Below are 13,069 nucleotides of genomic sequence, written 5' to 3' on the forward strand. Positions count from 1 at the left end.
GTATATCCCGTCGTCCTCGCGAACGCGGGGACCCAGTTTGCACGATAAGCGGATCAACTTTTAACGGACGATGCCGGGCGGTGTCGCTGTTGCCGAGAAATTGGGTCCCCGCGTGCGCGAGGACGACGTGGCAATTACGGCCATTCGACGTTTTGCGGCACCCGCGTGCGCGAGGACGACATCAAATGAGCTACCGCTTGCGCGGCGGCGGCAAGTCCGTGCACACCCCTTCATACACTTCAGCGGCCATGCCGATCGATTCGCCCAGCGTCGGATGCGGGTGGATCGTCTTGCCGATATCGACGCCGTCGGCGCCCATCTCGATCGCCAGCGCGATTTCGCCGATCATGTCGCCGGCGTGCGTGCCGACGATGCCGCCGCCGACGATGCGATGGGTGTCGGCGTCGAACAGCAGCTTGGTGAAACCCTCGTCACGGCCGTTGGCGACCGCGCGTCCGCTCGCGGCCCACGGGAAGTGGCCCTTCTCCAACTTGATGCCCTTCGCTTTTGCCTCGTCCTCGGTCATGCCGACCCATGCCACTTCGGGATCGGTGTACGCCACCGAAGGAATCACCTTGACGTCGAAGTACGCCTTTTCGCCATGCGCCGCTTCGGCCGCGACGTGGGCCTCGTGTACCGCCTTGTGCGCCAGCATCGGCTGGCCGACCAGGTCGCCGATGGCGAAGATGTGGGCGACGTTGGTGCGCATCTGGCCGTCGACCGGGATGAAACCGCGCTCGGTCACCGAGACGCCGGCCTTGTCGGCGCTGACCTTGCCGCCGTTCGGACTGCGCCCGACCGCCACCAGCACCATGTCGTAGAGCTGCGGTTCGGGCGCCACGGCGCCCGCCTCTGCTGCTTCGAACGTGACCCTGATGCCTTCGGGCAGCGCTTCCACGCCGACCGTTTTGGTTTTAAGCATGATCTTGTCGAAGCGGTGCTCGTTGAATTTCTGCCAGACTTTCACCATGTCGCGGTCGGGGCCTTGCATCAGGCCATCCATCATTTCGACGACGTCGATGCGCGCGCCCAGCGTCGAATAGACGTGGGCCATCTCGAGACCGATGATGCCGCCGCCGATCACCAGCATTTTTTTCGGAATCGCCCGCAGTTCGAGCGCGCCGGTGGAGTCGACGATGCGCGGATCTTCCGGCACGAACGGCAGCTTGACGACGGACGAACCGGCCGCGATGATCGCTTTTTTAAATGCGACCACTTTTTTGCTGCCGTCGACCCCAATCACCTCGATGTGGTTGGGGCCGATGAACTGGCCGACGCCCTGCACCACGTTGACTTTTCTCGCCTTGGCCATGCCGGCCAGGCCGCCCGTCATCTTGCCGACGACTTTATCTTTCCAGCCGCGCAGCTGGTCGATATCGACCTCGGGCTTGGCGAACGTGATGCCGTGCTTGCTCATCGACGCCGATTCGTCGATCACCGCCGCCACGTGCAGCAGCGCCTTCGATGGAATGCAGCCGACGTTCAGGCACACGCCGCCAAGAGTGGCATAACGCTCGATGAGCACCGTGTCCATGCCGAGGTCGGCGGCGCGGAAAGCGGCCGAGTAACCGCCGGGACCGGCGCCCAGCACCATCATCTCGCACTCGACGTCGACCTTGCCGGCGTAGCTGGCAGCGGTCGGCGCCGGCGTGGTTGCCGGCGCCGCCGGCGCCGGGGCGGCCGGCGCATACGACTCGGTGTTCGAGGTCGGCGCCGGCGCCCCGGCCATCGCCGGTGGGCTGACAGCGTCCGCGGCTGGAGCTAAACCGGCGCTGTCGTCGAGCAGCAGCAGCAGCGAGCCTTCGGCCACCTTGTCGCCGACCTTGATTTTCAATTCCTTGACGACACCGGCGTGGCTGGCCGGGATTTCCATGCTGGCCTTGTCGGACTCGACCGTGATCAGCGACTGATCGACCTTGATCGTGTCGCCCACTTTGATCATCAGTTCGATCACTTCGACTTCCTTGAAGTCGCCGATATTGGGGACTTTTACTTCAATCATGCTCATCGTGCGCTCCAATCACAGCAGGGTTTTGCGCAGGTCGGCCAGGACGTCGGCCAGATATGCGGTGAAACGCGCGCCCATCGCGCCATCGATCACGCGGTGGTCGTACGACAGCGACAGCGGCAAGATCAGGCGGGGCTGGAAGGCGGCGCCGTCCCACACCGGTTTCATCGCCGTTTTCGACAAGCCGAGGATCGCCACTTCCGGCGCGTTGATGATCGGCGTGAAATACGTGCCGCCGATGCCGCCCAGGGACGAGATCGTGAACGTCGCGCCCTGCATGTCGGCCGGCTTGAGTTTGCCGTCGCGCGCCATGGCCGACAGCTCGCCCATTTCGGTGGCGATCTGCGACACCGATTTTTTATCGGCGTCTTTCAGTACCGGCACCACCAGGCCGTTCGGCGTATCGGCGGCAAAACCGATGTTGTAGTACTGCTTGAGGATCAGGTTGGCGCCATCTGCCGACAACGACGAGTTGAACGCCGGGTATTTTTTCAAGGCCGAGACGCTGGCCTTGATCACAAACGCGAGCATGGTCAGCTTGACAATCGACTTGGCCTTGGCCAACGCCGCGTTCGAATCGACGCGGAATTGTTCGAGATCGGTGACATCCGATTCGTCGTACTGCGTCACGTGCGGAATCATCACCCAATTGCGGTGCAGGTTCGGGCCGCTGATCTTCTTGATGCGCGACAGCGGCAGCAGCTCGGTCGGGCCAAACTTGCTGAAGTCGAGGGACGGCCATGGCAGCAGGTCGAGTCCGACGCCGCTGCCGGTACCGCCGGCAGGCTTGGAAGCCGGCTCGGCGCCGCCGGCCATGATGCCCTTGACGAAATTCTGCACATCGTCCTGGGTGATGCGGCCCTTCGGTCCGCTGCCGTTGACACGCAACAGGTCGACGCCGAGTTCGCGGGCGAACTTGCGGATCGATGGCGATGCGTGGGCGGTCGATTTCGTCACCGCCGGGGCTGCGGCCGCGGGAGCAGGAGCAGGCGCGGCAACTACAGGCGCAGGTGCGACAGCTACAGGTGCGGGTGCGGCAGCGGCAGCGGCGGGTGCGGGTGCGGGTGCGGGTGCGGCGGCAGGTGCAGCTTCGGCCGGCGCCGCGGCGTCGGCCGCTTCCAATATCAGCACCAGCGAGCCTTCGGCCACTTTGTCGCCGACCTTGATTCTTAGTTCCTTGACCACGCCGGCGTGGCTGGACGGGATCTCCATGCTGGCCTTGTCCGATTCGACCGTGACGAGCGACTGGTCGACCTTGATGGTGTCGCCCGGCTTGACCATCAGTTCGATCACTTCCACTTCCTTGAAGTCGCCGATATCCGGGACCTTGACTTCCACAATGCTCATGGGATTACTCCGTTATTGTTGGTTTTTTTCTACAACACTCGAGACCGTCATTGCCGCGTACGCGGCAATCCCATTTCGTCGCTGACTCGCGCAAACTGGGTCCCCGCCTTAGCGGGGACGACGACTCGATTACTGCGTCACCGGATTCGGCTTGGCTTGATCCAGCCCATACTTGGCAACCGCTTCGGCCACCACCGATTGTTCGATCACGCCGTCATCGGCCAGTGCCTTCAATGCCGCGACCGTGACGTAATAGCGGTTCACCTCGAAGAACTCGCGCAGCTTGACGCGGGTGTCGGAGCGGCCGAAGCCGTCGGTGCCGAGGGCGGTAAAATTGCGGCCTTTCGGCACGTAGGCGCGGATCTGTTCGGAGAACGCCCGCACATAGTCGGTCGTCGAGACAATCGGCCCGCTCGACGCCTGCAGCAGCTGCGTCGCGTACGGCACCCGTGGTTCCGAGGTCGGATTGACCAGGTTCCAGCGTTCGCAATCGGCGCCATCGCGCGCCACCATCGTCAGCGATGGGGCCGACCAGACGTCGGCGGCGACGCCCCAGTCGTTGTGCAACAGTTCAGCGGCGAACATCGACTCGCGCAGGATGGTGCCGGAGCCAATCAGCTGCACCCGCAGCGTTGCTTCGGCTGGACCTTCCTGCAGCAGGTACATGCCTTTCAGGATGCCCTCTTCCGATCCCGGACGCAGGCCAGGCATCGGATAGTTCTCGTTCATCAGCGTGATGTAGTAGAACACGTCTTCCTGGTTGGTCACCATGCGGCGCAAGCCGTCGTGCACGATGACCGCCACTTCGTGGCCGAAGCTCGGATCGTACGGCATGCAGTTCGGGATCGTCGCGGCAAAGATATGGCTGTGGCCGTCTTCGTGCTGCAAGCCTTCGCCGTTGAGCGTGGTGCGCCCCGCCGTGCCGCCCATCAGGAAACCGCGGGCGCGCATGTCGCCGGCAGCCCAGACCAGGTCGCCGATGCGCTGCATGCCGAACATCGAATAGAAGGTGTAGAACGGGATCATCACGCGGTTGTTCGACGAGTACGACGTCGCCGCGGCGATCCACGAACTCATGCCGCCGGCTTCGTTGATACCTTCCTGCAGGATCTGGCCGGCCTTGTCTTCGCGGTAGTACATCACCTGGTCCTTGTCGACCGGCTCGTACAACTGGCCCTGCTGGTTGAAGATGCCGATCTGGCGGAACAGCCCTTCCATGCCGAAGGTGCGCGATTCGTCGACCAGGATCGGCACGATGCGCTGGCCCAGGCTCGGGTCGCGCAGCAGGGTCGAAATGATTCGCACAAAACTTTGCGTGGTCGAGATTTCGCGCCCGTCGGCGGTTGCATCGAGCACGTTCTGGAAAGCGCTCAGCGGCGGCACCACCAGCGTTTCGTCCGCTTGCATGCGGCGCTGCGGCAGGAAGCCGCCGAGCGCTTTGCGGCGCTCGTGCAGGTAGATCATTTCGGGCGCATCGTCGGCCGGCTTGTAGAACGGAATATCGGCCAGCTGGTCGTCCGGGATCGGGATCGCGAAACGGTCGCGCATTTCGCGGATGGCGTCGTCGTCGAGCTTCTTGGTCTGGTGGGCGGTGTTGCGCGCCTCGCCGGACTTGCCCATGCCGAAGCCCTTGACCGTTTTGACCAGCAGCACCGTCGGCGTGCCCTTGTTTTCCTGCGCCAGTTTGAAGGCGGCGTAGATCTTGTGCGGATCGTGGCCGCCGCGGGTCAGGCGCCAGATGTCGTCGTCGGTCAAGTTGGCAACCATCTTGAGCAGCTCGGGGTGCTTGCCGAAGAAGTGCTTGCGCACGTAGGCGCCGTCCTTGGCTTTGTAATTCTGGTATTCGCCGTCGACGGTTTCCATCATCACGCGCTGCAGGATTCCGTCCTTGTCCTTGGCCAGCAGGGCGTCCCAGCCCGGGCCCCAGACCACCTTGATGACGTTCCAGCCGGCGCCGCGGAAGTCGGCCTCGAGTTCCTGGATGATCTTGCCGTTGCCGCGCACCGGGCCGTCGAGGCGCTGCAGGTTGCAGTTGACGACCATGACCAGGTTGTCGAGACGCTCGCGTGCGGCCATGCCGATGGCGCCCATCGATTCCGGCTCGTCCATCTCGCCGTCGCCGCAGAACACCCAGACCTTGCGGTTTTCGGTATCGGCGATCGAACGCGCGTGCAGGTACTTCAAAAAGCGCGCTTGGTAGATCGCCATCAGCGGGCCCAAGCCCATCGAGACGGTCGGAAACTGCCAGAACTTCGGCATCAGTTTCGGGTGCGGATAGGAAGACAGACCCTTGCCGTCGACTTCGCGGCGGAAATTGAGCAGCTGGTCTTCGCTCAGGCGGCCTTCGAGGAAGGCGCGGGCATAGATGCCTGGCGAGGAGTGGCCCTGGATGTACAGCAGGTCGCCGCCGTGCTCTTCGTTCGGGGCGCGCCAGAAGTGGTTGAAGCCGATGCCGAGCATGTTGGCGAGCGAGGCGAAGCTGGAAATGTGGCCGCCGAGGTCGCCGTCGACGCGGTTCGCCTTGACCACCATCGCCATCGCGTTCCAGCGCATCCACGAGCGCAGCCGCTCCTCGAATTCGAGGTTGCCGGGGCAGTGTTGTTCGAGGTGGACGGGGATGGTGTTGACGTAGGCGGTGTTGCTGGAAAACGGGATATGGGCGCCACGGCGGCGGGCCAGGTCAACCAGGCGCTCCATCAGGTAGTGGGCCCGCTCGGGACCTTCGTTTTCGATGACGGCTTCGAGGGCTTGAAGCCATTCCGTGGTTTCGAGCGTGTCCGGATCGTTGGCGGCTTGGGCCGTCAACTGGTCGAGTTGAGCTGACATTGTTGCGTCTCCTGGTTATGGGCGCCCTGCTCGTTGCAGATCGGCAGTTCGCTGGCGCCGGTTTACTGATTATTTACCAATATGAAAAGTTAGTGTGGGGATTCTAACACCAGTCTCAGTTAATTTCAAATCACGATATGCAATTTCATAATGCGGAATATAGTTGATTTTCTGCCTGAGTCATTGCTTGGCAATATAAGGACGTTCCGGGTTCAAAGGCGCGCGATAACGACAGCGGCTTTATAATCCCGGTTCCCCTTGCCTATTACAAAATGCCAAATACCATGACCGCCCAACTGATCGACGGAGTTCTCCTTTCCCAACAACTGCGCGCCGACATCGGCCATCGCGCCACGGCGCTGAGCGCGCGCGGCAGGCAGCCGGGACTGGCGGTGATCCTGGTCGGCGAAGATCCGGCCAGCGCAGTCTATGTGCGCAACAAGGTGAAAGCCTGCGCCGACGTCGGTTTTCATTCGGTCTTCGAAAAATATGACGCCGATCTGAGCGAAGCCGCCCTGCTCGAGCGCGTCAAAGCCCTCAACGCCGATCCGGCCATCCACGGCATCCTGGTGCAGATGCCGCTGCCGCGCCACATCAATCCGCACAAGGTCATCGAGGCGATTTCGACAGCCAAGGACGTCGATGGATACTCGGTGCTGAGCGCGGGTGAACTGATGACCGGACTGGCCGGATTCCGCCCCTGCACGCCGTACGGCTGCATGAAGCTGATCGAGAGCACCGGCGTCGACTTGCGCGGCAAGCATGCGGTTGTGATCGGGCGCAGCAATACGGTCGGCAAACCAATGGCAATGCTGCTCTTGCAAGCTAACGCCACCGTCACCATCTGCCATAGTGCAACACCGGACCTGGCCTGGCACACCCGCCAGGCCGACGTGGTGGTGGTCGCTGTCGGCCGGCGCAACACGCTCACCGCCGACATGGTCAAGCATGGCGCCATCGTCATCGACGTCGGCATGAACCGCGACGACAACGGCAAGCTGTGCGGCGACGTCGACTTTGCCGGCGTGCGCGAACTGGCCTCCTACATCACGCCGGTGCCGGGCGGAGTGGGACCGATGACGATCACCATGCTGCTGATGAATACGGTAGAAGCGGCCGAGCGTTAAATCATTGAATATCGAAAGAGAGCTTATGAACACCCAGACCATTATCAGCAATCCCCTGCTTGATTTTTCAGCCCTGCCGCGTTTCGACGACATCAATCCCGAGCATGTGCAGCCGGCCATCGATGAACTGATCGCCGGCGCCAGCGCCGTCGTCACCGAACTCGAGGCGCCGCGCGCAGACGTCACCTGGGAAAATTTTGTCATCCCGCTCGAAGACGCTACCGAAAAACTGGGCCGCGCCTGGGGCGTGGTGAACCACCTCAACAACGTTGTCGACACGCCCGAACTGCGCGCCGCCTACAACGAAAACCAGCCGAAGGTCACCGAATTCTGGACCGCGCTGGCGCAAAACGAAGCGCTGTTTGCCAAGTACAAGGCACTCAAGGCGAATCCGGACTACGTCAACCTGTCGCCAGCGCGTAAAAAAATCATCGAGAACGCGCTGCGCGACTTCCGCCTCGGCGGCGCCGAACTGCCGGAAGAAAAAAAGGCGCGCTTCGCCGACATCCAGGAACAGCATGCCGCCGTGTCGACCCGGTTTTCCGAGAACGTGCTCGACGCCACCAACGACTACAAGCTGATCGTTGATGACGAAGCCGAGCTGGCCGGCCTGCCCGACGACGTCAGGCAAGCGGCGCGCGCCGCCGCCGAAAAGGACGGCAAGGCCGGTTTCCAGTTCACGCTGCACTTTCCGTCCTACTTCCCGATCCTGCAGTTTGCCGACAAGCGCAGCCTGCGCGAGACAATTTACCGCGCCAGCGCGACCAAGGCGTCCGAGCTGGGCGTCGTTTTCAGCGAGCTGGAAAAATGGGATAACACGAGCAATATCGCCACCTTGCTGAAATTGCGCGACGAAGAGGCAAAGTTGCTCGACTACCGCAACTTCGCCGAGGTGTCGCTGGTGCCGAAGATGGCGCAAAGTCCGGAACACGTGATCGAATTTCTGGAGGACCTGGCGCGCCGCGCGCGGCCGTTCGCCGAGAAAGACCTGGCCGAACTGCGCGCTTTTGCCAAGGACGAGCTGGGAATCGAACCGCTTGAAGCCTGGGACCTGACGTACGCGTCGGAAAAACTGCGTGAGCAGCGTTACGCATTCTCGGCCCAGGAAGTAAAAGAATATTTTCCCGAGCCGAAAGTGGTCAACGGCTTGTTCAAGCTGGTGCAGTCGCTGTTCAACGTGAGCATCGCGCTTGACGCCGCGCCGGTATGGCATCCGGACGTGCGCTTCTACCGCATCGAGCGCGACGGCAAGCTGGTCGGCCAGTTCTATCTCGACCTGTACGCGCGCAGCGGCAAGGGCGGCGGCGCCTGGATGGACGACGCCAGGGGACGCCGGCTGGAAACCGGCGGCATGCTGCAAACCCCGGTTGCCTATCTGACCTGCAACTTCACGCCACCGGCGGCAATCGATGGCGTGCTGCAGCCGTCGTTGTTCACGCATGACGAAGTGACGACGCTGTTCCACGAATTCGGCCATGGCCTGCACCACATGCTGACCCAAGTCGACGAAATTTCGGTGTCCGGCATTTCCGGCGTCGAGTGGGATGCGGTCGAGTTGCCGTCCCAGTTCATGGAAAACTTTTGCTGGGAATGGGATGTGCTGCAGCACATGACCGCCCACGTCAAGACCGGGGAAGCGCTGCCGCGCCCGCTGTACGACAAGATGCTGGCGGCGAAGAATTTTCAGTCCGGCATGCAGACCCTGCGCCAGGTCGAGTTTTCGCTGGTCGACATGCACCTGCACTATGACTACGATCCGGCCAGCGCGCGCTCGATCCAGGAACTGATCAACGAAGTGCGCGAAAAATTCTCGGTCATGTTGCCGCCATCGTTCAACCGGTTCCAGCACTCGTTCGGACATATTTTTGCCGGCGGGTATGCTGCCGGTTACTATAGCTACAAATGGGCTGAAGTGTTGTCGGCCGACGCCTACGCCGCTTTCGAGGAAGCGGTCGAAGCGGGCGGCGGCGCCCTGTCCGAACAAACCGGCAACCGCTTCCAGCAAGAAATTCTCGCGGTTGGCGGTTCGCGCTCGGCGCTCGAGTCGTTCCAGGCCTTCCGTGGCCGCGAGCCAAGCATCGATGCCTTGTTGCGCCATAGCGGAATGAGTTCTTAAGGGGGCATGCCTGCAAGGGAATATATGAGAACGAACAGGACAGTGGCACGCTGGGCATTGCTCGGTCCGGGCTTGCTGCTGTGCGCGGCCGGCGTCGGCGCGCAGGTGTACAAGTGGACCGATGCCAAGGGCGTGGTCAGTTTCAGCGACCAGCCGCCGCCGGCCAACGCCCGCAAGGTTGAACGCAAGTCGCTCGAGCCAACCAGCGCCAGGGCCGAATTGCCGTATGCGCTGGCCGAGGCCGCCAAGATGCACCCGGTGGTGCTCTACACCACCGCATCTTGCGAAGCCTGCGACCAGGGCCGCGCCCTGCTGCGCCAGCGCGGCATCCCGTTTGCCGAAAAAACCGTGCAATCGAACGACGACCAGCAAAAGCTGAAAGACGCCGGCAGCGATGGCCAGTTGCCGCTGCTGCTGGTCGGCACCAGCCGCCGCATCGGTTTCGAAGCCGGCGCCTGGAACGCGGCGCTTACCGACGCCGCCTATCCTTTGTTACGGCGCTTGCCGGCGAATTGGCAACATCCTGCCGCCATATCGGCAGCACCGCCGCGCAACGTCGTGCCCGACGCGCCGGCTGCGCCAGCGGCGCCGGCGAACCGACCAAAACCGCCGCCGGATGCCCCACCGGGCTTTCAATTTTAAGGACCGCGATGACCCGGATCGACTTTCATACCAATATCGTTGACAAGCTCAGTTACGCCTGCCGCCTGACGCGCAAGGCGTATGCCGCCGGCGGCAAGCTGGTGCTGCTGACCGAAGACGCGCGTCAAGCCGCCAGCGTCAACGAGGCGCTGTGGACGCTGTCGGAGACCGACTTCCTGCCGCACGTGATGCTGGGCGACGCGCTGGCGGCGCAGACGCCGATCATCGTCACCTGTGACAACAGCGAGCAGGCCGAACTGCCGCATGGCGACATGCTGATCAACCTGACGCGGCACATCCCGGCCAACGTCGGGCGCTTCCAGCGCGTTTTCGAAATCATTTCCACCGATGAGATTGATGCCGCCGCCGGCCGCAAACGCTACCTCGACTACAAGCAAAAATCCTATCCCCTGACCCACTTCGTCGCGGGAAAAACATGAAGCCTCAGCCGTCGTTCGACGCAAGCATTCCGGTATTGACCGAAGTTTTCCAGGATCAGTCCGCCAGACCGACGCCGCCGGCAGCCGACGACGCCGAGGCCGTGGCGAGCTGGGCGGAGCCGGAAATGGCGACGCTGGAACAGCGGCTGTGCGCGCGCATCTTGCAGCAGTTGCAGGGCCGGGTCGACGTCGCGCTCGAACAGCGCTTGCGCGACGGCATGGAAGAAGCGCTGCAACACGCAATGGCCGGTTTGACCAGCGAAATCCGCCGCAGCCTGCAGCAGACCATCGAAAAAATCGTCGTGCGCGCCGTCGCGCAGGAACTGACGCACCTTCGGGCGCTGAAGAAATAGCGCACCTCCCGGTAATCGTCCTCGCGAACGAGGGTGTCGCAAAAGGTCGCTCAACTCTAGATCCGTCGTGCGCGCGCAGGCGGGGACCCAGTTTGCGCGATAGGCTGATCAACTTTTAACGGACGAAGCCAGGCATCGTCGCTATGCTTGAGAAATTGGGTCCCCGCGTGCGCGAGGACGACATGATAATTGCGGCCATTCGACGTTTTGCGACCCTCGCACGCGGAGACCCCATTTGGACGAGCCGCTGGACCAACCCGCCTGCCCCCGACGCATCTGCTTACAAAATCGGCAGCGTTCAATCCCAAATTGCGTCCACCCAACAGCCTCTCTCCACGTTTACCCCTTTGCGAAGCAAGTAATTTGTTGTACCTTTTGCCCTGAGTAAAAATTTCGTAATCGGCGTCAAGAGCGCTGTCTTACCCTCACCCATTGGAGAATGTCCATGCAGTTCACAACCAAGCTGATTCCACTTGCCATCGCCATGGCGTTTGCCGGTACTGCCGGTGCGCAAGAGGTCGTCAAAATCGGTCACGTCGCGCCCATCTCCGGCGCCAGTGCGCACCTGGGCAAGGACAATGAAAACGGCGCGAAGATGGCGATCGAAGAGTTGAACGCCAAGGGTTTCATGCTCAACGGCAAAAAAGTCACCCTGCAGTTGCTGACCGAAGACGACGCCGCCGATCCAAAGCAAGGCACGGCAGTGGCTCAGAAACTGGTCGACGCCAAGGTCAACGGCGTGATCGGCCACCTGAACTCGGGTACCACGGTGCCTGCTTCACGCATCTACAACGATGCCGGCATTCCACAGATTTCGCCATCGGCCACGACCCCGACGTACACCAAGCAAGGCTTCCAGGGCGCGTTCCGCGTGGTTGCCAATGACAACAAGCTCGGCGGCACGCTGGGCCGCTACGCAGTCGATAAGCTTGGTGCCAAGAGCATTGCCGTGATCGACGACCGCACTGCCTACGGCCAAGGTGTGGCAGACGAATTCATCAAGGGCGCGAAAGCCAAGTTTCCGGGCGTGAAGATGGTCGGCAAGGAATTTACGAATGCCAACGCGACCGACTTCACCGCCATCCTCACCTCGATCAAGGCCAAGAAGCCTGACCTGATCTTTTTCGGCGGCATGGATTCGGTGGGCGGCCCGATGCTCAAGCAAATGAAAGCGCTCGGCATCAACGCCAAGTTCATGGGCGGCGACGGCATCTGTACCGAAGCACTGGCGCGCCTGGCCGGCGACGGCATCGGCGAAGCCAACGTGACGTGCGCCGAAGCGGGCGGCGTTCAAGGCGCGCAAGAGAAGGTGTTGGCAGACTTCACGACACGCTACAAAAAGAAATACAACGCCGACGTCCAGATCTACGCGCCGTACGTCTACGACGCGGTAATGGTGATGGCGACGGCAATGCAGAACGCCAAGTCGGCCGACCCGGCCAAGTACCTGCCGGAACTGAAGAAGATCAAGTACCAGGGCGTCACTGGCATGGTCCAGTTCGACAACTTCGGCGACATCAAGGACGGCTCGCTGACCCTGTTTACATACAAAAGCGGCAAGAAGACCAAGATAGAAGTGGTGCGGTAAATTGTAGTGAAGTAACACTCCCGTCCCCTGCGGCTGCGGCCGAGGGGGACATAAAAAAAGCGCGCTGGCTTCGGCCAGCGCGCTTTTTGCTTTTAATTACGCCGTTCAACTCGATGCAAATTATTTTTGCGCCATGATCCACTTGACCAGGGTGCGCGCTTCAGCTTCGCTGACCTGTGGATTGGCTGGCATCGGCACCGCGCCCCAGGCGCCGGAGCCGCCCTTGAGCACTTTGCCAACCAATTTGTCCTCGGCATCTTTTTGACCAGTATATTTCGCGGCCACATCCTTGTATGCAGGGCCGAGCACCTTATTGGCGACAGCGTGACAAGCCATGCAATTTTTTGCTTTCGCCAAATCGGCATTTGCCATCGCGCCGGTCGACACCATCGCCGACAGCATCATGCACAACATCAGTGAACGTTTCATCTATTTCTCCAAAGGTGACAACTTGAAACACATTCTACCGCGTTTTGGGCAACACAAAAAAACGGTGACCTAGATCTTTAACGCTTGAAATGGGCAACAGGTTGACCTGTTTGACTCCCGCGGATTGCGATTTATTGCCACGCGGAACTGAAACTTTTGTAAAATATAGAGATGGCGTAAACAAGGAGCTCCC

Annotated in this window: 10 protein-coding genes; 6 read left to right on the plus strand and 4 right to left on the minus strand. The window is 61.6% G+C overall.

The genetic code is table 11. The annotated features are described in order from the left end of the window. Positions 1 to 190: 190 nt before the first annotated feature. The 3 genes from lpdA to aceE all read right to left on the minus strand — a co-directional run bounded on the left by lpdA (position 191) and on the right by aceE (position 6,181). A complete protein-coding gene (gene lpdA / locus CR103_RS12480; RefSeq protein WP_099916315.1) occupies positions 191 to 2,008 on the minus strand; it encodes a dihydrolipoyl dehydrogenase in 1,818 nt (605 codons plus the stop codon). A 12-nt stretch (positions 2,009 to 2,020) separates the two neighbouring features. Further along, positions 2,021 to 3,355 (minus strand): dihydrolipoyllysine-residue acetyltransferase, encoded by a 1,335-nt coding sequence (gene aceF, locus CR103_RS12485; RefSeq protein ID WP_099916316.1) that lies wholly within the window; start codon positions 3,353 to 3,355, stop codon positions 2,021 to 2,023. Between the two features lie 129 nt (positions 3,356 to 3,484). Beyond that, a complete protein-coding gene (aceE, locus tag CR103_RS12490; protein WP_099916317.1) occupies positions 3,485 to 6,181 on the minus strand; it encodes a pyruvate dehydrogenase (acetyl-transferring), homodimeric type in 2,697 nt (898 codons plus the stop codon). Between the two features lie 284 nt (positions 6,182 to 6,465). On the opposite strand from aceE, the gene folD reads away from it, so the two are divergent. The 6 genes from folD to CR103_RS12525 all read left to right on the plus strand — a co-directional run bounded on the left by folD (position 6,466) and on the right by CR103_RS12525 (position 12,447). Continuing rightward, positions 6,466 to 7,308: a bifunctional methylenetetrahydrofolate dehydrogenase/methenyltetrahydrofolate cyclohydrolase FolD gene (folD, locus tag CR103_RS12495; protein WP_099916363.1), complete on the plus strand. Its 843-nt coding sequence runs from the start codon at positions 6,466 to 6,468 to the stop codon at positions 7,306 to 7,308. A gap of 25 nt (positions 7,309 to 7,333) precedes the next feature. Then, positions 7,334 to 9,424, plus strand: a complete 2,091-nt coding sequence (locus CR103_RS12500; protein WP_099916318.1) for a M3 family metallopeptidase — start codon at positions 7,334 to 7,336, stop codon at positions 9,422 to 9,424. Positions 9,425 to 9,448: 24 nt separating this feature from the next. Then, positions 9,449 to 10,066, plus strand: a complete 618-nt coding sequence (locus CR103_RS12505) for a glutaredoxin family protein (protein WP_099916319.1) — start codon at positions 9,449 to 9,451, stop codon at positions 10,064 to 10,066. 8 nt (positions 10,067 to 10,074) lie between these two features. Next, positions 10,075 to 10,506, plus strand: coding sequence for a DNA polymerase III subunit chi (locus tag CR103_RS12510; RefSeq protein WP_099916320.1), 432 nt, complete (start codon positions 10,075 to 10,077; stop codon positions 10,504 to 10,506). After that, positions 10,503 to 10,859, plus strand: coding sequence for a DUF2486 family protein (locus tag CR103_RS12515; RefSeq protein ID WP_099916321.1), 357 nt, complete (start codon positions 10,503 to 10,505; stop codon positions 10,857 to 10,859). The genes CR103_RS12510 and CR103_RS12515 overlap by 4 nt, the downstream gene beginning before the upstream one ends. Before the next feature lie 445 nt (positions 10,860 to 11,304). Beyond that, entirely contained in the window at positions 11,305 to 12,447 is a 1,143-nt protein-coding gene (locus CR103_RS12525) for a branched-chain amino acid ABC transporter substrate-binding protein (RefSeq protein ID WP_099916323.1), read from the plus strand. Positions 12,448 to 12,567: 120 nt separating this feature from the next. On the opposite strand, the gene CR103_RS12530 is transcribed toward CR103_RS12525, so the two are convergent. Further along, on the minus strand, positions 12,568 to 12,876 hold the full coding sequence (locus tag CR103_RS12530; RefSeq protein WP_099916324.1) for a c-type cytochrome: 309 nt from the start codon (positions 12,874 to 12,876) through the stop codon (positions 12,568 to 12,570). Between the last annotated feature and the right edge of the window lie 193 nt (positions 12,877 to 13,069).

It is taken from the genome of Massilia psychrophila, assembly GCF_002760665.1.
GTDB lineage: Bacteria > Pseudomonadota > Gammaproteobacteria > Burkholderiales > Burkholderiaceae_D > JAFCUW01.

What these genes read in the sequence shown, in the direction of transcription:
- lpdA (WP_099916315.1), bottom strand. Translation starts at nt 2,008, where the DNA reads ATGAGCATGATTGAAGTAAAAGTCCCCAATATCGGCGACTTCAAGGAA.
- aceF (WP_099916316.1), bottom strand. Translation starts at nt 3,355, where the DNA reads ATGAGCATTGTGGAAGTCAAGGTCCCGGATATCGGCGACTTCAAGGAA.
- aceE (WP_099916317.1), bottom strand. Translation starts at nt 6,181, where the DNA reads ATGTCAGCTCAACTCGACCAGTTGACGGCCCAAGCCGCCAACGATCCG.
- folD (WP_099916363.1), top strand. Translation starts at nt 6,466, where the DNA reads ATGACCGCCCAACTGATCGACGGAGTTCTCCTTTCCCAACAACTGCGC.
- CR103_RS12500 (WP_099916318.1), top strand. Translation starts at nt 7,334, where the DNA reads ATGAACACCCAGACCATTATCAGCAATCCCCTGCTTGATTTTTCAGCC.
- CR103_RS12505 (WP_099916319.1), top strand. Translation starts at nt 9,449, where the DNA reads ATGAGAACGAACAGGACAGTGGCACGCTGGGCATTGCTCGGTCCGGGC.
- CR103_RS12510 (WP_099916320.1), top strand. Translation starts at nt 10,075, where the DNA reads ATGACCCGGATCGACTTTCATACCAATATCGTTGACAAGCTCAGTTAC.
- CR103_RS12515 (WP_099916321.1), top strand. Translation starts at nt 10,503, where the DNA reads ATGAAGCCTCAGCCGTCGTTCGACGCAAGCATTCCGGTATTGACCGAA.
- CR103_RS12525 (WP_099916323.1), top strand. Translation starts at nt 11,305, where the DNA reads ATGCAGTTCACAACCAAGCTGATTCCACTTGCCATCGCCATGGCGTTT.
- CR103_RS12530 (WP_099916324.1), bottom strand. Translation starts at nt 12,876, where the DNA reads ATGAAACGTTCACTGATGTTGTGCATGATGCTGTCGGCGATGGTGTCG.